The following is a 19,880-nucleotide window of genomic DNA, read 5'->3' on the forward strand; positions in this document are numbered from 1 at the left end:
TGCGGCCGCAGTAAACACCGTCACGCGACTTGCGCGCGGTGCAACCTTGCATAAAGTGGTGGCGTGGTCGGGTTGGGGGGTGTGCGGTCGGAGTCGAAACCGTCGGTCAGCGTGGCGGTGCTGTGGCCCGATCACAACGCCGGGCCGACCGATACCGCCCGCGGCTGGTGGGTATCGATCTTCCTGACTCTGATCGCCGCGCTGACGCGGTTCGGCGGGTTGGGGGCGGTGACCGACGGGGGCACGCCCGTCTTCGACGAGAAGTACTACGCCCTGCAAGCGTGGGAGATGCTGTCCAACGGGATCGGCATCGAGGACAACGCTGCGTATCCGGTGGTCGTGCATCCTCCGCTCGGCAAACTGCTGATCGCGGTCGGCGAGGCGATGTTCGGCTTCACGCCGCTGGGGTGGCGGTTCTCGGCGGCCGTCGCGGGCACGGTGCTGGTGCTGCTCGTCGTCCGGATCGTGCGCAGGATGGCCCGCTCGACGTTGATCGGTGCCATCGCGGGGATCCTGGTGATCGCCGACGGCGTGAGCTTCGTGTCCGCGCGCATCGGCATGCTCGACATCTTCCTGGCGGTGTTCGTCACCGCGGCCTTCGGATGTCTGATCGTCGACCGTGACGACGTGCGGGCGCGAATGGCGAACGCCGCGCGTGCGGGACGCATCGCGACGACCTGGTTCGGACCCCGATTGGGCGTGCGGTGGTGGCGATTCGGCGCGGGCGTGCTGGTCGGGCTCGCCTGTGCGACAAAGTGGTCGGGGATCTATTTCGTCGTCTTCTTCGGCGTGCTGTCGGTCGCCTTCGATGCCGCCGCCCGCCGCCGATACGGGGTGCCGCGGCCGTTCCTCGGCACCCTGGTGCGTGACGTGCTCCCCGCGGCGTACGCGCTGGTGCTGATTCCGACGGTCGTATATCTGGCGTCCTACGCAAACTGGTACGCGAGCGAAACCGGCATCAACCGCTACGCCGTCGGTGTCCAGGTCGGGTCGGACGGACCCTTCTCGTTCCTGCCCGATGCCTTGCGCTCGCTGTGGTTCAACCACAGCAGGATCCTGAATTTCCATACCCACCTGACCAATTCCGCGGGAAACCACCACCCGTGGGAATCCAAGCCGTGGACCTGGCCAATGGGCTTGCGTCCCATGCTCTATCACCTCACCGACCCCGAACACACCACCGGCTGCGGGCAATCGACCTGTGTGCGCGCGATCATGCTGCTCGGCACCCCCGCGATCTGGTGGCTCGCCGTCCCCGCGCTCGCCTGGGGACTGTGGCGCAGCGTCACGGCCAGGGATTGGCGCTACGCCGCGGTCCTCACCGGATACGGCGCGGCCTGGCTACCCTGGTTCGCCTCGTTGGACCGGCAGATGTACTTCTTCTACGCGACCGCAATGGCTCCCTTCCTCGCCATGCTGCTCGCCCTGATTCTGGGCCAGTTCCTCGGCCGCACAGTCGATTCCCATGAACGGCGTGGGACCGGACTACTCCTCGTGTGCCTCTACCTCGGGATGGTCATCGCCAACTTCGCCTGGATCTACCCGATCCTCACCGCCATTCCGATCACGATGTCCACCTGGCATCACGAACTCTGGCTCCCCAGCTGGCGCTGAGCGCCCTCATCCCACCCGGTATGCCCGGAGAAACGCCCGCACGCCTTCGACGATGAGCGGCCTGATCCTGGCGTCCTGCACGGCGTTGGCGGAACCGAATCTGCCCAGCGCGACCCCGAAGGTCAGCGCGATGAAGTGGTCGGCAGCGAGTCGCGGATCAGGGACATCGAGCAGTCCGGCGCGGGCGAGGGCGGCGAACCGTTCGCCCATCGCCTCCTCGGGCGCGTCGGTCAGTGCGTGGTCGTCGCGGTGTGGCAGGTGATCGGATCCGGTCCGGACAAGTCGCTGCAGCGTGGCGTATTCCGCCGAGTCGAGCATGTCGGCAGCGATCTGCATCGAGAACGTGACCAGGGCCTGCTCCAGCTCGGCGGCGTCGGTCAGACCGTCGAGCGTGTCGTCGAGTGTGCGCCGAATCGTGTCGAGCAGGGACTGGCCGACTCCGTCGAACACTGCGTGCAACAGGGTCTGCTTGTCGCCGAAGTAGTCGTAGACCGTCCGCTTGGACACCCCGGCACGGGCGGCGACCGCGTCGACGCTTGTTCGGTCGAAACCGTCGGCTACGAACAACTCTCGGGCCGCCGACAGGATGGCTGCCCGCTTCTGGGTGGACCCCGCACGCAGCGTCTTCGCGTCTGGCATGCACGGATCGTAGCAGAACTACACTGCACGGTGTAGTGTAGCGAAGGCGATAGAGACGTCATGCGGCTCCCCAAAGAGCCTGGCGCACATCAAGACTGGCCGGCACCCCGCTCACAATGAAGAGGACGCCTATGTCCACCACACCCATGTCCGGAACACTGGCTTCTCCCGTCCCCATCAGCAAGCTCGCGATAGGTGCGCTCGGCGTCCTGGCACTTGCGCTCGGCAGTCTGCAGTCGGTGGTGGAGCCTGCGCTCCCCCTACTACAACGCGCGTTGGGGGTCAGTCCTGCTGAAGGCGCATTGGTCGGCAACACCGTGCTCATCACCGGCGCGGTTCTCACACCCGTCGTCGGAAAACTCGGCGACCGCTATGGCGGAAAGCGGGTCTTGATCTGGCTGATGGCGGTGGTCTCGGTCGGCGGCCTGTTGGCAGGCACGGCCCCGAACTTTCCGGTGTTGTTGCTCGGCCAGGTGCTACAGGGCGCCATGGTTGGCGTGCTACCCCTGTCCTTCATCCTGGTGCGCAAGCACCTCTCCGCCGGGGAGTCACAGGTGGCGATCGGCATCGTCGTCGCGTTGTTCACCGGCGGCGGCATGGTGGGAACGGCGAGTGCCGGGCCGATCGCGGATGCGCTGTCGTGGCAGTGGATGTTCGCGCTGCCGACGATCGCGATCATCGTGACGACGGTGGTCGTCGCTCAGTTGTTGCCGCAGGATCCGCCGATCCGATCGGACAGCAGTATCGACTGGCCCGGCGTGATTCTGCTCAGCGCCACATTGCTCGCGTTGATGATCGGGCTGGTCTCGGTGACCGGCGGCAGCGTGCCGCCACTCGCGATCGGTGCCATCGCGATGCTCGTGGCAGCCCTCGCCACCGGATGGGTCGCCGTCGAGCGCCAGGCGGCCGCGCCGATGGTCGATCTACGAATGCTGGCACTGCCTGCCATGCGGAATGCGTTCATGCTCACCTTCGTCATCACCGCCAGTTTCGGGATGGTCGTCTTTCTCCTCCCGCAGCTGTTCGCGGCGTCGGCCGACGGGCACGGCTTCGGTGCGGACACCACCGACATCGGGCTGCTTCTGCTGCCCGGCGCTATCGTTGGGGCGCTGAGCGATTCGGTCGGCGGGATCGCGGCGCGGCGGTTCGGTCCGCGTGCCGTCGTCCTCGTCGGTGCGGTCGTCACGGCGGCCACGATGCTCGCCCTTGCCGCGATGCACACCGCCGCATGGCAACTCGCCCTCGCGAAGGTGCTCACCGCGTTCGCCGCAGGCGTCGGCACCACGGCGTTGCTCGCAGGCACCGCCACCGCCGTCGCGGCCGAGGACACCGGCATCGCCACCAGCCTGCTCGTGGTGACCCGGGTGATCGGTATCGCCATCGGCGTCCAGGTCGGCGGTGCGATCCTGGCCGCGGGGGCCGACCCGACGACGCACCAACCGACCGAATCCGCCTTCGCCACCGGCTTTCTCGTTGCCGGCCTCGTTGCCGCGCTGTCCCTGCTCGTTGTTCGTGTCACCAAGAAGGGAATCGAGGCATGACTCGCAATGTCATGACGATTCATGACCGAAGCGGTGTGTCTGCGACGGGTTCCAGCCGGGGTCGCCGGTCTGCGCGAAACGCACCCATGCCCCGGTGCATGCTGGTGGCCAGTGCGGCAGGTGGTGTAGCGGGGCCGAGTAGCGCGCCCGGACCGCGCAGTGCGGGCAGCGCGATGCAGTCGAAGACGAACTGAAGGGTTGTTCGAGCCCTGGCCCCGTAGTACTGTCCAGACAGGTGTCCATGTCTGTTCTGGACCGTGATCCCGGGAGGTCTCTCGATGACTCTGGTTACTCCGCAACGGGTTTCGGGTGGGCACCAGGAGCACGGGCATCTCGAAGAGTTCCGCAGCGACCCCATCGGATTGATGCAGCGAGTGCGGGCGGAGTGCGGGGAGGTGGGGGCCTTCGAACTGGCGGGGCGGCAGGTGATTCTGCTGTCGGGAGCCGAGGCCAACGAGTTCTTCTTCCGCGCAGGTGATGACGAGCTCGATCAGGCGGCGGCATATCCGTTCATGAAGCCGATTTTCGGGGAAGGTGTTGTTTTCGACGCACCACCCGAGCGCCGGAAGGAGATGCTGCACAACCAGGCGTTGCGCGGCGAGCACATGCGCGGGCATGCGGAGACGATCGGCCGCGAGGTGGCGCGGATGCTGGCGCGATGGGGCGACGCCGGTGAGATCGATCTGCTGGATTTCTTTGCGGAGCTGACGATTTACACGTCGTCGGCCTGCTTGATCGGGGCGAAGTTCCGCGACGAACTCGATGAACGATTCGCCAGGCTCTACCACGATCTGGAGCGTGGCACCGATGCGCTGGCTTACGTCGATCCGTACGCGCCGATCGAGAGCTTCCGACGCCGAGATGCCGCACGAGCGGAACTGGTCGACCTCGTGCAGGGGATCATGGATCGGCGAGCCGCGAATCCGCCCGCAGGCAAGGATGATCGGGACATGCTCGATGTCCTGATCTCGATCAAGGACGAGCACGGTGCGCCGCGATTCGGCGCCAGTGAGATCACCGGGATGTTCATCTCGATGATGTTCGCTGGGCACCACACCACTTCGGGCACTGCGGCATGGACGGTGATCGAACTGCTGCGCCACCCGGACCGGATGCGGCAGGTGGTCACGGAACTCGATGCGCTGTACGCCGACGGCGCCGACATCAGTTTCGCTGCGCTACGCCAGATCCCGCAGCTGGAGGCGGTGGTCAAGGAGACCCTGCGACTGCATCCGCCGCTGATCGTGCTGATGCGGGTGGCGCGCGGCGACTACCAGGTGTGCGGGCACCGCATCGCGTCCGGCGATCTCGTCGCCGCAACGCCCGCCGTCTCCAACCGGATCGCCGAGGACTTCCCGGATCCCGAGAGGTTCGATCCTGGCCGCTATTTGGATCCGAAGCAGGAGGACATCGTCAATCGATGGACCTGGATTCCGTTCGGCGCGGGCAGGCATCGCTGTGTCGGCGCGGCGTTCGCGCTGATGCAGCTGAAGGCGATCTTCTCGATACTGCTGCGGGATTGGGAGTTCGAGATGGCACAGCCTGCACCGAGCTACCGCAACGACCACAGCAAGATGGTGGTGCAGTTGCTGCAACCTTGCGCGGTGCGCTATCGCAGGCGTCGCTGAAGAACCGCTCCCCCGAACATGATTCGAGGCCCGTCCGCGCTGACGACGCGGACGGGCCTCGACTGTTGCACTCAGAGCAGCGATTCCACCGCGGTGACGAGCGCCGGCGCGTCCGGCGTCACGGTCGGCCGGAACCGCCCCGCCACCTTGCCGTCCCGGTCGATCAGGAACTTCTCGAAGTTCCACTGCACCTCGCCCGCCGTGCCGTCGGCATCGGCGGTGTCGACCAGCTCCGCGTACAGCGGATGCTGATCGTCGCCCTTGACGTCGGCCTTTGCCAGCAGCGGAAAGTCGACCCCGTAGGTGGTCGAGCAGAATTCCTGGATCTCCTCGGCCGTGCCCGGTTCCTGACCCATGAACTGGTTACACGGCACCCCGACCACGCTGAATCCGCGCGGCCCGAGCGACTTCTGCAGTTCGACCAGACCGGTGTACTGGGGCGTCAGCCCGCATTTCGATGCCACGTTGACCAGCAGCACCACCTTGTCGCCAACCAGCTCGGACAGCGTCGCGGGTTCGCCGCTCAGCGTCTCTAGCGGTACGTCTCGAAGATTCATTCGTATCGGACCTGCCAATTCTTGATTCCGTTGATCCACCCCGACCGCAACCGTACCGGATCGGCGACCTGGGTGATCTTGGGCATGGCGTCGGCGATGGCGTTGAACATGAGGTCGATTTCCAGTCTGGCCAGGTTGGCGCCCACACAGAAGTGCGCGCCGGTGCCGCCGAAACCGACATGCGGATTGGGATCGCGGAGCACGTCGAAGGTGAACGGATCGGTGAACGCCGACTCGTCGAAGTTGGCCGAACCGTAGAACAGCCCGAGCCGATCGCCACGCCGGATCTGTTGTCCGCCGAGCTCGGTGTCGCGGGTCGCCGTGCGCTGAAAGGCGGTCACCGGCGTTGCCCACCTGACGATTTCGTCGGGCGCGGTGCGCGGGCGCCGCTGCTGGTAGAGCTCCCACTGTTCCGGATTGTCCACGAATGCCTTCATCCCGTGCGTAATGGCATTGCGTGTGGTTTCGTTGCCCGCCACCGAAAGCAGGATCACGAAGAAGCCGAATTCGTCGGAGCCGAGGGATTCGCCGTCGACATCGGCGTGCACCAGCTCGGAGACGATATCGCCCGCGGGTTGACCGCGCCGCTGTTCGGCCAGGTTCCAGGCATAGCTGAGGATTTCGGCCGACGCGACCGCGGGATCACCGTAATCCGGGTCGTCGTAACTGAGCATCTGATTCGACCAGTCGAACAGCTTACGTCGGTCCTGCTGTGGGATGCCGATCAGTTCCGCGATCGCCTGCAGCGGGAGTTCGCAGGCCACCTGTTCGACGAAGTCGCCGCCGCCTGTTTTCTTCGCCTCGTGCACAATGGCATGCGCCCGCTCGGTCAATGCGGCGCGCAATCCTTCGACGGCACGCGGCGTGAATCCCTTGGTGATGATGCGCCGGAACTTCGTGTGTTTCGGTGGATCCATATTGACAAGCAGCACGCTGGAGGCCGCCCGCTGTTCCGGCGTTGTCGCATCGGCGGGCCGGATGATGCTGCCCTTTTGTTCGGAGGAGAACAGTTCCGCATTGCGGGAGATCTCCTTGACGTCGGCGAGGGTGCTCACCACCCAGTAGCCGCCGTCCCGGTAACCACCCGAGTATTCGTCCTGCTGCGGATTCCACCAGACCGGTGCGGTTCTGCGGAGCATCGCGAATTCCTCGACCGGCCTTCGCGATTCCCACAGCGCAGGATCGGTGAAATCGAATCCGGCAGGCAACGACGGTGCCACCACGGCAACCTCCTCGGGTACTGCGAACCGCGCCGTCCGGCGCAGCCTTTGCGCGTCAGCGCAGCCTGGTGCGACGCATCAGCCGCAAGGACATCAGCGTCGTCTTCAGTTGTTTCTCGTACGGCTGGCCTGCGCGGGCGGCGAGCACCTGCCGCTTGAGGACACCGACGTTCACCGTGTCGGTGTACTTGAGCAGGCCCTGATCGCCGTGCCGCGTCCCGACCCCCGACTGCTTCACCCCGCCGGACGGCGTGCCCTTGGCGGCGTAGGTCGCCACGAAACCGTCGTTGATGTTGATGTTGCCCGCTTGCAGTTGCGCGCCGATCCGTCCGGCGCGGGCCAGGTCTCGGCTCCACACGCTCGCGTTCAAGCCGTAGTCGGTGTCGTTGGCGAGCCGGATGGCCTCGGCGTCGTCGTCGAACGGGTACACGCTCACCACCGGGCCGAAGGTTTCCAGCTTCGCGTGCGTCATCTCCGGAGTGACGCCGGTGAGCACGGTCGCCTCGTAGAACGCCGGGCCGATGTCGGGGCGTGCCTTGCCGCCGGTCAACACCGTCGCCCCTTTGGCGCGGGCATCGTCGACATGTGCCGCCACCCGGTCCCGGTGCTGCACCGAGACCAGCGAACCGAATTCGGGACGGTAGTCGTAGGCCGCGCCGATGCCTGCGTTCAATGCGGCTGCGGCGTCGACCAATCGGCGAACGAACTCGTCATATCGGCTGCGGTGCACGTAGATCCGCTCGATGTGCATGCACGCCTGGCCCGAGTTGGCGAACACCGAGAACGCCGCGCCGGGGATCACCTCGTCGAGGTTCGCGTCGTCGAGCACGATCATCGGGTTCTTGCCGCCGAGCTCGAGGCTGCAGCCGATCAGGTTGCGCCCGGCCTGTGCGCCGACCACCCGGCCGGTGGCGGTCGAGCCGGTGAACATCACGAAGTCCACCGCATCGATCAGGCTCGGACCGATGTCGGGCCCCTCGCCGCAGACCACCTGGACCAGCCCGCGCGGCAGCCCCGCCCGGTGCAGCAGCTCGACGCCGTAGAGCACGCACAGCGCGGTCTTGTTGTCCGGCTTCAGGATTACGCCGTTGCCCGCCATCAACGCGGGCATGGCGTCGGAGAGCGCGATGGCGAACGGGAAGTTCCACGGCGCGATGACCGCGACCAGACCCTTCGGCCGGTGCTCCTCGGTCGAGGTGGTCAGGATCGGCAGTGGGCCGCCGCGCCGCGTCGGACGCAGCACGCGGCGTGCGGTTTTCAGGTAGTGACTGATGACCATCGGCACGTCGCAGGATTCCTCGACGGCCATCCGGCGGGTCTTGCCGCAGCCGATCTGGATGAGATCGGCGATGGTGTCGATCTCGGCGAGGATCGACTCGTGCATCCGCTCGAACACCCGCAGCCTGCTCCGCAGCGGCTGCGCGGCCCATTCCCGTTGCGCCGCACGGGCGGTCACGGCGGCGGCGCGCACGTCGTCCGGCGTCGACTGGGGCAGCTCGCCGACAACCGAGCCGGTGTAGACCTCCGTCATCGCGTACGGCGCCGCGGTGCCGTCGGCGGCGACCAGACCGGTCAGCCGCTCGATCACGGCGCCGGTGATCCGGCCGGGCACGGTCGGGCTCTGCGTGGTGTCGGTACTCATCGAGACTTCTCCATCACGTGCGGAATCACCGCAGGTATCGGGCCGGACATTGCCTTCGAATTAGAACACGTTCTCATTGATTGGCGTGGCGATTCGCGAAGGTCCACGGTCACTCCGCCTGATAGTCCGGCGGCCGGTTCGCCGCATACTCCTTGGCCCAGCGGTAGTCCGGCTTGCCGCTGGGCGCCCTGCTGACCGCGTCGGTCAACCAGATCTGTTTCGGCGCTTTGTAACCGGCCAGATGCGCGCGCACATGGCGGTCGAGCGCGGTGCCGTCGAGCGGTGCGGAGACCGAGACCACGGCCGCCACCTGCGATCCCCACCGCTCGTGCGGCACGCCGATCACCACCGCGTCGTAGATCCCGTCGTGCGCCTTCAGCACGCCCTCCACCTCTTCGACGAAGACCTTCTCGCCGCCGGTGTTGATCACCATGTTGCCGCGGCCGAGCAGGGTGACCGACCCGTCCGCCTCGACCTTGGCCCGATCGTCGGTGACCACCATCCGCACGCCGTCGACCGTCTTGAACAGCCGTTCGGTCTTGGCCGGGTCCTTGTAATAGCCGATCGGCACCGAGCCGGTCTTCGCCAGCCAGCCCTCCTCGCCCGGTTCGACGCGACGCCCCTCGTCGTCGACAACGAGCGAGCCGCGCCCGGTCTGCACCCGGGGCCCGCGGCCGGGATGGTCGTCCTTCTGCGCGAAACCCATGCCGCCGAAGCCGGTTTCGGACGAACCGATCGAATCGGTGATCACCAGCGACGGAAACAGTTCCAGCAGTTCGTTCTTCACCGACTGCGACAGCAGCGCCGCGCCGGAGCCGATGGCGAACAGTCCCGACGCGTCGACCGGCGTCGCGCGATAGGACTCGAGCAGCGGGCGCGCCATCGCGTCGCCGGTGATGACCATGACCTGCGGTCGATGCCGTGCCACGGCCTGCCACACCCGATCCGGATCGAAGCGCGGCTCGAACAGCACCGCATTGCCCGCCCACAGCGCGGCGAAGGTCGGCATCATGGCGGCCGCGTGAATCAGCGGCGGCAGCACGAACCAGGTGACCTGGTCCCCTTGCGCGCCGACCCTGGACTGCTGATATTCGTCGGCGACCGGTTCACCGGTGTAGAAGTCGATGCCGCCGCCGAGCACCCGCCACATGTCCTCCTGGCGCCACATGACGCCCTTCGGCATGCCGGTGGTGCCGCCGGTGTACATCATGAACAGGTCGTCGGCGCTGCGTTCGGTGCTGCGGCGTTCGGGCGCGCCCGCGGCGACGGCGTCCTCGTAATGCACGGCGTCGACCGGCGGTTCGGTGCGGGCCGTGTCGTCGTCCACCACGATCCTGTGGTGCACCGAGGGCACGGACGCGGCGGCTTCGTGCACGGCCGCCGCATAGGACGCGTGGTAGACAAGAGCGGCGAGGTCGGCGTTGCCGTAGACATAGCGCAACTCTTCGACGCCGTAGCGATAGTTGATGTTGATCGGCACGGCGCGAGTCTTGAAGCAGGCCAGCAGCGTTTCGACGGTTTCGATGCCGTTGTGCATCTGGAATCCGATGTGCGCACCCGCGCGGATGCCGACATCGCTCAGATGTGCGGCCAGCTGATTAGCCCGCGCGTCGACCTCGGCGAAGGTCAGGCTGCGGTCACCTTCGCGCAGCGCGACCCGGTCGGGCATCGCGTCGACGGCATGCTCGAACAGGTCGGCGAAATTGCGGGCCATGGGAATTCACTCTCTCGATCCTTGTCGCACCACCGTGAGCGGCAACGGGACGCCGCGGTCACTGAACGTGAAGTCTGCGCCGGTGCTGAACCGAGTGAGCGCCACTTCGGTAGATTCGGGCCGCGATTCGTCTCCGAGAGTGAGGTCGACGCGCAGCTCGTCACCGGACACGGTGGCGGACACGGCACATCGGGGATTCACCGCGCGAGCCATCGCCGCGATCGGGGCGAGGTGGTCGGCGTCGACCAGTGCGGGCCACGCGCCGTCGGCCACTGCGGCGCTGTTCTGTGGCACCGTCAACCGCACTACGTCGTCGGCTTCCTCCAGCCGAACCCTCGTGTACGGCAGTGGGTTCCAGGCCGGATGCAGGCGAAGCACGGTCGCGAGGGCGGCGAGGTCGTCGCCGAGGCCGAGCGCTTGGCGCAACCGTTCGGCGGTGAGGCCGGCGATGCCGGTGAACTGCTTACGCACCAGCTCACGGGCACCGGTCGAGTCGAGCCGGGTCCGCACCGCGACCCGAAAGCCGAGCGTCAGCAGGTGATGTTGCAGGCACACCTCCTCGGCCATGCGCACGAGGGCGGACCTGGAGAAGTCCGCGAAGCGCAGATCGCTCAGCAGTGGGCCCGCGTAGTCCGACTGCCCTTCCTCGTGAATGTCGATGGCGGACAACGTGAGCCGGGCGGCGGCGGAATTCGCCACCAGGTCCGCATGCGGCGGCAGCGGCGGCGGGACATGGGCGGGATCGATGGTGACGGTCCACGCGCACATCGGTTTCCGATCGGCCGGTCGGCGCGGCGGTCGATGGATCGGCCGGACCTGCGCGTGCGGGTTGGTGGCCAGCGCGGTGGCGTCGAAGGTCGGGTCCTCGATGTCGTGGCACATGGCGACCACGAAATCGTCGCCGAGCGGCTCCACATCGAGCAGCGCGCCACAGTGCGCGAGCCAGAACTCGCCGTGCGCGCGGTCGTCCACCCGGAACCGGAAGTCCATGAACTGCGGCGGTGCGCCGATGTCGAGCTGCAACCCCTTGAAAATGGTGACCACGTCGTCACCGGTGAAGCCGAACGCGCGCTGCATGCGCCGGGTGTAGACCGGACTCGCCAGCTGCCATTCCTCGATCGCGACGGCGGTCATGCCCGCCCTGCCGAAGGCCGCGATGGTGTGTGCCATGCCAGACCTGTCGATCAGGTGGCCGCACAACAGCAGCTCGGGCAGCAAGACCGCGAGCTCGGCCCGCGACAACTGCCCGAAACCGCTGTCCGCCATCGGTGTCACCACAGCGTGGCCGGTGCCTGGCCGATCGGATACCACCCGGGCAGCGGGCCCGCGACCGCGCGTTCCATCCGCCGCCGCATGCCCTCGGACAGCGCCTGCGCGCTGATCATCGCCATGAACATGTGCGAAACGTTGCCGAAGTCGAAAAAGTCACGCTGCCAAGACCATTGGAACTCGCCGCCGTACCGGAACCAGCTGCCACCGATACCCTCGGGCGAATAGGGTTGCCCGTCCGGGCGTTTGACCTCCGACACCTGCTTCCAGAAGCCGATGACGGTGCCGCTGCGGTCGTCGATGACGAACTCCTGGTACGGGTAGGTCCACCCGTCGAGGCCCTGCATCTCCTGCCCGAGCGCGAGTTCGCGGATCTCGTCGCGGCCGAGCGCCATGAATTCCTGGGTCGGCCCGTAGTTCCAGCCGTAGCTGGCGTCCTCGGTGTACATCTCGGCCAGCGGCTTCCAGTCGCCCTGTGCCTCGCAGCGCTGGTTCTCCAGCACCCAGCGCCGGATCATCTCGTCCAGCTCCGCGCGGTCGAATCCGGCCATCACCGTGCCCCTTCCGTCGGCTCGATCGACAGCGCCCTGGTCGGGCAGTATTCGACGGCGCGCTCGATGTCCGCGCGGGCGGCCGGATCCGGTGCCGTCACGAGGATTTCGACCTTTCCCCGCTTGGGCACGTGGAACGCGCCCGGCGCCTCGTCCTGGCACACGGCGTGGCCCTGACACAGGTCCAGATCGGCGACGATTCTCACTGTGCGCTCCCGCCTTCGTCTTTCGGCTCCTCCGGCTCCCGCAGCGGTGCCTCCGGTTGCACCTCGACGAGCACCAGATGGGCGCCACGTGGCGTGGACACCACCGCGACCACCGCCGCCGCTAGGTCGCGGGCGCGCAGCATGTTGGAGTGCCGCACGAATCCCCAGTCCCGCCAGGCACCGAGCAGTGGCCCGACGACCTCGGGGGTCGAGTTCATGCCCATGCCGGTGAGTGTCGGTCCGGGACGCACCAGCGAGGCGCGAATACCGGTGCCCTCCAGTTCCATTCGCATTTGCATCGCCATCGCCTCCAGGCCTGCTTTAGCCGCGCTGTAGGCACCCGTGCGCGGCCGCGGCTCGACCGCGCAGTCGGAGCTGATCAGCACGACATCGCCGCGACGCCGCTCGAGCATCCCGGGGAGCAGGCGGTGTACCAGCCGGTGCGCACCGAGCAGGTGCACCTGGACCTGCTGCGCGAATTGCTCCGGGTCCATCTCGTGCACCGGCGCGAACTCGATGTCCCCCGCGCTCGAGACGAGAATCTCGAGGGGGCCGAGCGTGTTTTCGGCGGCAACGACGAATGCCTCGATCGATCCGGCGTCGGTGACGTCCAGTCGCTGCGCGAAGGCTTCGCCGCCGTCGGCCCGAATCTTCTCGGCGAGCTCCTCGCACTGCTCGACGCGGCGCGCGCCGAGCGCGACCGGATGCCCGAGCTCGGCGAGCGCAACGGCGGTGGCGGCACCGATGCCGGACGAAGCGCCCGACACCAGTACCGGCCTGCGCGGCGGGTGGGCGGGGAACCGGGGCATCAGCGCACCTCCACCGTGACCGGAAGTTTCGCGAAGCCACGCACATTCGAGGAATGCACGCGCACGATCCCCGCGTCGACGACGTCGTACCCGCGCACCCGCGCCGCGAACTCACGCAGCGCGACACCGGCTTCCAGCCGGGCGAGATGCGCGCCGAGGCAGTAGTGCACGCCCGCACCGAAACTCGCGAGCCCGGCGGTGTCGGCGCGGTCGATCCGATAGGTGTCGCCGTCGGCGAACACGGCGGGGTCACGGTTGGCCGAGCCGATCAGCAGCAGCACCCTCGCCCCCGCGGGGATGGTGCCGCCGTGATAGTCCAGGTCGACGGTTGCCGAGCGCGCGAGCACCTGCGTCGAGGTGTCGTAGCGCAGGGTCTCCTCGACCCAGTCCGGCACAGCGGTCGGTTCCGCCGCGACCTTGGCGTACTCCCCCGGGTTCTTCGCCGCCCAGTACAGCGCGTTGCCGAGCAGCTTGGTCGTGGTCTCGTTGCCCGCCACGACCATCAGGAACAGGAAGCCGATGATCTCCTCGTCGGTCAGTGTGTCACCGGAGATTTCGGCGTCGAGCAGCGCCGAGGTGAGGTCGGCGGTCGGTCGCCGCCTGCGCTCGGCCAGCATCTCCGTGTAGTAGCCGAGCAGTGTGATCGAGGCTTCGACGGCGGCAGCAGGAATATCGAGCGCGCCGTCCTCGCGATGCACCACCAGATCGGCCAGCCTACGGATTTCGACGCGATCGGCAGCGGGCACGCCCATCAGCTCGGAGATGACGTCCATCGGCAGCTTGCCCGCGACCGTCTCGATCCAGTCGAAAGTCCCTTCGGCCAGTGCCGGTTCGAGGTAGGACATGGTCAATTCCTTGATCCGGTCCTGCATTTCGGCCACGCGCTTAGGCGTGAAGCCCTTGTAGACCAGCCGCCGCAGCCGCAGGTGCCGCGGATCGTCCATGGCCAGAAACGACATCACCCGGTGCGCGTGCGGGCCCCAGGCGGCCGGATCGAGCGAGACGCCGTTGGCGCTGGACAGCCGGGCGCTGTCCCGGAATCCCGCGGTGACGTCGGCGTGCCGGGACAGGGCCCAGAAATCCCGATCGGCGTTGTAGTAGAGCGGCGCCTCGGTGCGCAACCGGCGATAGATCGGGTACGGGTCCTCGTGGCACCGGTAGTCGTAGGGATCGAACACCAAGGGTTCCACTGCGGCTGTCACCACTCACACCCCACAATCGAGAACACGTTCTCCAGGCAACGACCGGGGGCGATCACCATGGGAGACACATAACTGGACATGTGTCTGGACGGTACCATCGGCCCACACCTCCGACAATGGTTCCGCTGGATTACCAACACCATTGCGCACTACGCGGCCAGCTCGCACGGAAACCGCCGAGATTTTCCACCCAGCGAGCACCCGCGTCGTCGAGAATGGCTGTGTTAGAACGCGTTCTTGCGCCAGATCACGGGCCGAGACTATATTCCGTACACGTGTCCAGACAGCATCGGAGCAACGCATGACCAGCCTGCTGCCCAGCACCCGGCTGTTGATCGGCGGCAAGCTGGTCGAGGGGGCGGACGGCGTCTTCGCCACGGTGAACCCGGCGACCGAAGCGGTCATCGGACACGCGGCGAACGCCGACGCGGCCGATATGGACGCGGCGATCACCGCAGCCCGCGCCGCCTTCGACGACACGGACTGGTCGCGCGAGCACGCCTTCCGCGCCCACTGCCTCGAACAACTGCGCACCGCGCTCGGCGCGCACCTCGAAGACCTGCGCGCGCTCACCATCGCCGAAGCGGGCGCACCGGCGATGCTCACCCGCGGACCGCAGCTGGACGGCCCGGTGGCCGACCTCGCCTACTCGGCCGAGCTTGCCCAAACCTACTGCTGGGAAACCGATCTCGGTGTGGCGCAGCCGATGGGCATCAAGACTCGACGGGTGCTTCGTCGCGAACCCGTCGGCGTTGTCGGCGCGATCACGCCGTGGAACTTCCCGCATCAAATCACCTTCGCCAAGCTCGGTCCCGCGCTCGCCGCCGGAAATACCGTGGTGCTCAAGCCCGCTCCCGATACCCCGGGCTGCGCGGCGGCGGTCGGCGCGATCATCGCCGAGGAAACCGATATTCCGGCAGGCGTGGTGAACATCGTGACCTCCTCCGACCACGGGCTCGGCGCTCAGCTCACCGAGGATCCGCGGGTCGACCTGATCAGCTTCACCGGCTCGACCCAGACCGGTCGTGCCGTGATGCGCAGCGCGGCAACAACACTCAAGAAGGCCTTCCTCGAGCTCGGCGGCAAGTCGGCGTTCATCGTGCTCGACGACGCGAATATCGCCGCAGCCTGCGGGGTGGCGGCGTTCTCGGTGTGCGTGCACGCCGGACAGGGTTGCGCGATCACCACTCGGCTCCTGGTGTCCCGCAGCGGGTACGACGAGGCGGTGCAGGCGGCCGCGGCCACCCTCGCGGGCATCCGGCCCGGCGATCCCACCGACCCGCGCACGGTGTGCGGGCCGCTCATCTCCGCACGGCAGCGCGCCAGGGTGGAGCGTTATCTCGAGATCGCGCGATCCGAAGGCGGCCGCATCGTGGTCGGCGGCGGCAGGCCCGCGCACCTCGAGCGCGGCTTCTTCGTCGAGCCGACACTCATTGCGGGCGTTTCGAACAGCGCGACCGTCGCCAGGGAAGAGATCTTCGGACCGGTGCTGGTCGTTATTCCGTACGACGGCGACGAGGACGCGATCCGGCTGGCCAACGACTCCCCCTACGGCCTGTCCGGCTCGGTGTGGGGCACCGACCCTGAACGGATCCGCCGGGTCACCAACGGTGTCCGCACCGGGACGCTCAGCGTGAACGGCGGCGTCTGGTACTCCGCCGACGCCCCGTTCGGCGGCTACAAGCAGTCCGGCATCGGCAGGGAGATGGGCGTGGCCGGGTTCGAGGAATACCTGGAAACCAAGCTGATCGCGACCGCGGGACAAGAGGAGCACTGACATGGCCCGATTCGCAGGAAGATCCGTCATCGTCACCGGCGCGGCACAGGGCATCGGCGCCGTCTACGCCGCGGCCCTTGCCGCCGAGGGCGCGAATGTCGTTGTCGCGGACAAGAATGCCGAGCGCGGACAGGAGGTCGTCGCGAAGATCGGCGCCGACGGCGGCACCGCGGTGTTCGGCGCTGTCGACGTCGCCGATCCCGAATCGGCCGCCGCCCTCGCCGCATTCACGGTCGCCGAGTTCGGCGGCATCGACCACCTGGTCAACAACGCCGCGATCTACGGCGAGATGAAAGTCAACCTGCTGCTCACCGTGCCGTGGGATTACTACAAGAAGTTCATGAGCGTGAACATGGACGGCGCTCTGAACATGACCCGCGCCGTATGGCCGCACATGCGTAAGAACGGCGGCTCCATCGTCAACCAATCCTCCACCGCAGCATGGATGTACGCCAGTTTCTACGGCCTCGCGAAGGTCGGCATCAACGGCCTGACCCAGCAGCTGGCGTTCGAGCTCGGCGGCTCGAACATCCGGATCAACGCCATCGCGCCGGGTCCGATCGATACCGACGCCACCAAGACGGTCACCCCCGACGTCATCGTGGACGACATGATCAAACGGCTGCCGCTCAAACGCATGGGGACACCGGAGGATCTGGTCGGCGCATGCCTGTATCTGCTGTCCGACGAGGCGAGCTGGGTCACCGGGCAGATCGTCAATGTCGATGGCGGACAGGTGTTCCGGTGACGGGCGACGCACGAATCGGCTTCATCGGGCTCGGCGCCATGGGCGCGCCCATGGCCACCCGCTTGTTGACATGGCCCGGTGGCCTGACGGTCTGCGACGTCCGGCCCGAAGCGGTGCAGCCCTACACCGAGGCAGGCGCCACCGCCGTCCGATCGCCTGCCGAGGTGGCCGCGCAGGCCGCGGTCGTCTCGGTGGCGGTGGTGGACGACGCCCAGGTGCGCGACGTGCTCACCGGCCCGGACGGCGTCTTGCGCAGTGCCGCACCGGAAACCGTTGTCGCGGTGCACTCCACCATCAGCGACCGCACCGCCGAGCAGCTCGGCGCCGAATGTGCCACGCACGGCGTCGAATTCGTCGACGCTCCGGTCAGCGGCGGCGCGCCGGGCGCGCAACGGGGTGCGCTCGCCGTGCTGGTCGGCGGCAGCGACGCGGCGTTCGAGCGGGTGCGACCGCCGTTCGGCTGCTTCGCCGACCTGATCGTGCACGCGGGGCCGGTCGGCGCGGGCACCCGAATGAAGTTGGCGCGCAACCTCCTCCACTTCATCGCCTTCACCGCGGCCACCGAGGCACAGCGGCTGGCCGAGGCAGCCGGACTCGACATCACCACGCTGGGCAAGGTGGTGCGGCACTCCGATGCCGTCACCGGCGGGCCTGGCGCGATCATGCTGCGCGACCGCACCGCGCCCATCGAGCAGGGCGACTTCTGGCTGCCGATCCTGCGCCACGTCCGCGACCTCGGTGAGAAAGACCTCGCCCTCGCGCTCGAACTCGGCGCCCGCCTCGACGTCCCCCTCCCCCTCGCCGAACTCGCATTGCACCACCTCGGGCCCGGCCTCGGCGTACCGCTCTCGGAAAGGCAATCCCCATGAGTGACAACGGTTCCGGCGATTCCGTGCGCGAACGCGGACTGGCCAAGATGGCCGAGGTGTACGGCACCGAGTTCCAGGACTACCCCGGCAGCCACTTCGCCGTCACCGCCGATCATCTCTTCGCTGACATCTGGTCACGAACCGCGCTGTCCATCCGCGATCGACGGCTGCTACTGCTCGGGGCGCTCACCGCGCAGGGCGCCATCGACACCGCGGGCATCCAGATCGGCGCCGCGCTGCGCAACGAAGAACTCACCGAGGAGCAATTGCACGAGATCGCGGTGTTCCTCTGCCACTACGTCGGGTGGCCGAACGGCACCAAACTCGACCTGCTCGTCGGCACGATTGTCGCGCAGCAGAAGAAGCAAGCCCGCCAGCAGACCGCACCGACCGAGTGAAGGACCCGAAACATGTCTGATGCCAGCACCCTTCGCCCGGTACGCGCGAGCACCATCGCACAGTGGGACCACCAGGCCGATGTCGTTGTTGCCGGCTACGGTATCGCCGGAGTGTGCGCCGCGATCGAAGCGGCGCGCACGGGCGCCGAGGTGCTGATCCTCGAACGCACCGGCGGCTGGGGCGGCGCCGCCGCGATGGCGGGCGGCTTCATCTATCTGGGCGGCGGGACGCCGCTGCAGCGGGCGCTCGGCTTCGAGGACACCCCGGAGAACATGGAGACGTTCCTGCTGGCCGCCCTCGGCCCCGGCGTGGACAAGGCCAAGATCGCCGACTACTGCCGGGGCAGCGTCGAGCACTACAACTGGTTGGTCGCCTGCGGTGTGCCGTTCCGCGAGGCCTTTTGGGGCGAGCCCGGCTGGGAGCCGCCGCACGACGAGGGGCTGATGTATTCCGGCGGCGAGAACGCCGCGCCGTTCAACGCGATCGCGAAACCGGCGCCGCGCGGGCATGTTCCGCAGTTCGCCGACAAGAAGATCGGGCGCAAGAGCGGCGGCTACATGCTGATGAAGCCGCTGGCCGAGACCGCCGAATCGCTGGGCGTCCGTGTCGAATACGACCTGCGGATCACCCGGCTGGTCGTCGACGACGACGAGCGCGTCGTCGGCGTGCTCGCCCGCCGCTACGGCACCGAGGTCGCGATCCGGGCCGAACGCGGCATCGTCTTGGCCACCGGCAGTTTCGCCTACCACCAGCAGATGATCGAGGGTTACGCACCACGGCTGATCGGTCGTCCTGCCGCGGCCATCGAGGAACACGACGGCATCGGCATCCGGGTCGCCCAGGCGCTCGGCGCCGATCTCGCGCACATGGACGCGACCGAGGTGGCGTTCTTCGGCGACCCGCAGCTGATGGCCCGCGGCATCCTGGTCAACGGCCGCGGCCAGCGGTTCATCGCCGAGGACACCTATCCGGGCCGGATCGGGCAGGCGGCGCTGATCCAGCAGGAAAACCAGGCATTCCTGGTCATCGATGAGGCCTCCTACGAGGCGGGGCTCGCCACCGAAACGGCAACGCCGTTCTTCCGGCAGCCGCCGACCTGGGCGGCCGAGACGGTGGCGGAACTGGAACACGACATGGGCCTGCCGACGCTCGCGCTGCAAGCGACCGTCGACTGCTACAACCTGCACGCGGGCGACGGCATCGATCCGCTGCTCGGCAAGAAGCCGGAATGGGTTCGGCCACTGCGTGGTCCGCTCGCCGCGTTCGACATGCGCGGGTTCACTGCGGGTTTCACGCTCGGCGGGCTGCGCACCGATCTCGATTCCCGGGTGCTGCACGTCTCCGGCGCGCCGATCGCCGGCTTGTTCGCCGCGGGGCGCTGTACCTCCGGGTTGTGCGCGGGCGGCTACGTGAGCGGAGCGTCGCTGGGCGACGGCAGTTTCTACGGCCGTCGGGCCGGTATCGCCGCGGCGAAGAACTGACCGGCCCGAGTAGC

18 protein-coding genes are annotated in these 19,880 nt (G+C 67.5%); 8 read left to right on the forward strand and 10 right to left on the reverse strand.

Annotated features, from left to right (window positions below; all coding sequences use genetic code 11):
* The first annotated feature begins 111 nt into the window (after nucleotides 1-111).
* The gene (locus ACGFNJ_RS19745; RefSeq protein WP_393450054.1) at nucleotides 112-1,614 is read left to right on the forward strand and encodes a dolichyl-phosphate-mannose--protein mannosyltransferase; all 1,503 of its coding nucleotides are present in this window, start codon (nucleotides 112-114) and stop codon (nucleotides 1,612-1,614) included.
* A 6-nt stretch (nucleotides 1,615-1,620) separates the two neighbouring features.
* Here ACGFNJ_RS19745 and ACGFNJ_RS19750 read toward each other — a convergent pair whose 3' ends face one another.
* Complete coding sequence (locus ACGFNJ_RS19750) at nucleotides 1,621-2,253, reverse strand: TetR/AcrR family transcriptional regulator (protein WP_393449735.1); 633 nt, start codon at nucleotides 2,251-2,253, stop codon at nucleotides 1,621-1,623.
* A 131-nt stretch (nucleotides 2,254-2,384) separates the two neighbouring features.
* Between ACGFNJ_RS19750 and ACGFNJ_RS19755 the strand changes: the two genes are divergently transcribed.
* Nucleotides 2,385-3,794, forward strand: a complete 1,410-nt coding sequence (locus ACGFNJ_RS19755) for an MFS transporter (RefSeq protein WP_393449738.1) — start codon at nucleotides 2,385-2,387, stop codon at nucleotides 3,792-3,794.
* Between the two features lie 278 nt (nucleotides 3,795-4,072).
* A complete protein-coding gene (locus tag ACGFNJ_RS19760) occupies nucleotides 4,073-5,422 on the forward strand; it encodes a cytochrome P450 (protein ID WP_393449741.1) in 1,350 nt (449 codons plus the stop codon).
* 71 nt (nucleotides 5,423-5,493) lie between these two features.
* Here the strand turns inward: ACGFNJ_RS19760 and ACGFNJ_RS19765 are convergent, their stop codons facing one another.
* The 9 genes from ACGFNJ_RS19765 to ACGFNJ_RS19805 form a co-directional block, all read right to left on the reverse strand.
* Entirely contained in the window at nucleotides 5,494-5,979 is a 486-nt protein-coding gene (locus ACGFNJ_RS19765; RefSeq protein ID WP_393449744.1) for a glutathione peroxidase, read from the reverse strand.
* Nucleotides 5,976-7,202 carry a cytochrome P450 gene (locus ACGFNJ_RS19770; RefSeq protein WP_393449747.1) on the reverse strand — a complete coding sequence of 409 codons (1,227 nt, stop codon included), beginning with the start codon at nucleotides 7,200-7,202 and terminating at the stop codon, nucleotides 5,976-5,978. Before ACGFNJ_RS19770 ends, ACGFNJ_RS19765 begins: the two co-directional genes overlap by 4 nt.
* A 52-nt stretch (nucleotides 7,203-7,254) precedes the next feature.
* A complete protein-coding gene (locus tag ACGFNJ_RS19775; protein WP_393449750.1) occupies nucleotides 7,255-8,841 on the reverse strand; it encodes a succinic semialdehyde dehydrogenase in 1,587 nt (528 codons plus the stop codon).
* 109 nt (nucleotides 8,842-8,950) lie between these two features.
* Complete coding sequence (locus ACGFNJ_RS19780) at nucleotides 8,951-10,555, reverse strand: acyl-CoA synthetase (RefSeq protein ID WP_393449753.1); 1,605 nt, start codon at nucleotides 10,553-10,555, stop codon at nucleotides 8,951-8,953.
* 6 nt (nucleotides 10,556-10,561) lie between these two features.
* A complete protein-coding gene (locus tag ACGFNJ_RS19785) occupies nucleotides 10,562-11,821 on the reverse strand; it encodes a hypothetical protein (protein WP_393449756.1) in 1,260 nt (419 codons plus the stop codon).
* 5 nt (nucleotides 11,822-11,826) lie between these two features.
* The gene (locus tag ACGFNJ_RS19790) at nucleotides 11,827-12,375 is read right to left on the reverse strand and encodes a nuclear transport factor 2 family protein (RefSeq protein WP_393449759.1); all 549 of its coding nucleotides are present in this window, start codon (nucleotides 12,373-12,375) and stop codon (nucleotides 11,827-11,829) included.
* The gene (locus ACGFNJ_RS19795) at nucleotides 12,375-12,581 is read right to left on the reverse strand and encodes a ferredoxin (protein ID WP_393449764.1); all 207 of its coding nucleotides are present in this window, start codon (nucleotides 12,579-12,581) and stop codon (nucleotides 12,375-12,377) included. Before ACGFNJ_RS19795 ends, ACGFNJ_RS19790 begins: the two co-directional genes overlap by 1 nt.
* Nucleotides 12,578-13,390, reverse strand: a complete 813-nt coding sequence (locus ACGFNJ_RS19800) for an SDR family oxidoreductase (protein ID WP_393449767.1) — start codon at nucleotides 13,388-13,390, stop codon at nucleotides 12,578-12,580. Before ACGFNJ_RS19800 ends, ACGFNJ_RS19795 begins: the two co-directional genes overlap by 4 nt.
* Nucleotides 13,390-14,595 carry a cytochrome P450 gene (locus ACGFNJ_RS19805; RefSeq protein WP_393449770.1) on the reverse strand — a complete coding sequence of 402 codons (1,206 nt, stop codon included), beginning with the start codon at nucleotides 14,593-14,595 and terminating at the stop codon, nucleotides 13,390-13,392. Before ACGFNJ_RS19805 ends, ACGFNJ_RS19800 begins: the two co-directional genes overlap by 1 nt.
* Before the next feature lie 298 nt (nucleotides 14,596-14,893).
* Between ACGFNJ_RS19805 and ACGFNJ_RS19810 the strand changes: the two genes are divergently transcribed.
* From ACGFNJ_RS19810 to ACGFNJ_RS19830, 5 genes are read left to right on the forward strand one after another with little or no spacing between them, the layout of a single operon-like run.
* Complete coding sequence (locus tag ACGFNJ_RS19810; protein ID WP_393449773.1) at nucleotides 14,894-16,369, forward strand: aldehyde dehydrogenase; 1,476 nt, start codon at nucleotides 14,894-14,896, stop codon at nucleotides 16,367-16,369.
* A gap of 1 nt (nucleotide 16,370) precedes the next feature.
* A complete protein-coding gene (locus ACGFNJ_RS19815; RefSeq protein WP_393449776.1) occupies nucleotides 16,371-17,117 on the forward strand; it encodes an SDR family oxidoreductase in 747 nt (248 codons plus the stop codon).
* Nucleotides 17,114-17,986: an NAD(P)-dependent oxidoreductase gene (locus tag ACGFNJ_RS19820; RefSeq protein WP_393449779.1), complete on the forward strand. Its 873-nt coding sequence runs from the start codon at nucleotides 17,114-17,116 to the stop codon at nucleotides 17,984-17,986. The genes ACGFNJ_RS19815 and ACGFNJ_RS19820 overlap by 4 nt, the downstream gene beginning before the upstream one ends.
* Nucleotides 17,983-18,384, forward strand: coding sequence for a carboxymuconolactone decarboxylase family protein (locus tag ACGFNJ_RS19825; RefSeq protein ID WP_069160834.1), 402 nt, complete (start codon nucleotides 17,983-17,985; stop codon nucleotides 18,382-18,384). The genes ACGFNJ_RS19820 and ACGFNJ_RS19825 overlap by 4 nt, the downstream gene beginning before the upstream one ends.
* 12 nt (nucleotides 18,385-18,396) lie before the next feature.
* The gene (locus ACGFNJ_RS19830) at nucleotides 18,397-19,866 is read left to right on the forward strand and encodes an FAD-dependent oxidoreductase (protein WP_393449782.1); all 1,470 of its coding nucleotides are present in this window, start codon (nucleotides 18,397-18,399) and stop codon (nucleotides 19,864-19,866) included.
* The last annotated feature ends 14 nt before the right edge of the window (nucleotides 19,867-19,880 follow it).

The sequence above is a fragment of the Nocardia sp. NPDC049149 genome, assembly GCF_043197455.1.
Classification (GTDB): Bacteria; Actinomycetota; Actinomycetes; order Mycobacteriales; family Mycobacteriaceae; genus Nocardia.